The sequence below is a fragment of the Roseococcus thiosulfatophilus genome, from assembly GCF_017311575.1.
GTDB lineage: Bacteria > Pseudomonadota > Alphaproteobacteria > Acetobacterales > Acetobacteraceae > Roseococcus > Roseococcus thiosulfatophilus.
Window position 1 is genome coordinate 1 of sequence record NZ_JAFFQY010000058.1, and the last position, 347, is coordinate 347.

The 347-nt window shown below is 64.3% G+C and carries 1 protein-coding gene; it reads right to left on the minus strand.

Features of this window, described 5'->3' with window-relative positions; translation table 11 throughout:
- On the minus strand, positions 1-347 hold a 347-nt coding region (locus tag JTN19_RS15775), incomplete at both ends, for a hypothetical protein (protein ID WP_206934585.1).

The window sequence follows — 347 nt, forward strand, 5'->3', positions numbered from 1 at the left end:
GCTTACGGGCGCGGCGGTGGTGTCTTTGGTGGCCACCACCTGCGCGGCCACCTGGATGCGCTCGCCCACCGATACTGTGCCAAGACTGAGGTTGAACAGCGGCGTCAATGACGTGGTGATCGTCACACTGCCGCTGGCGCCGCTCCACTCCGCCCAATCCTTCAGGACGTTTTGCGTGCCGGACCCCACATTCAGCAGCCTACTGTTTCCCGCCGGCGCATCGGAGACGGACCCGCGCAGATAGGTGCAGCGGCTGCTGGTCCCGCGCAGCACCACCTCGTTGGTAATGCCGGCCAGCGTGTTCCCCTCCACCACCACGTCATTGCTGTTGTTGAGGTCCACAAACT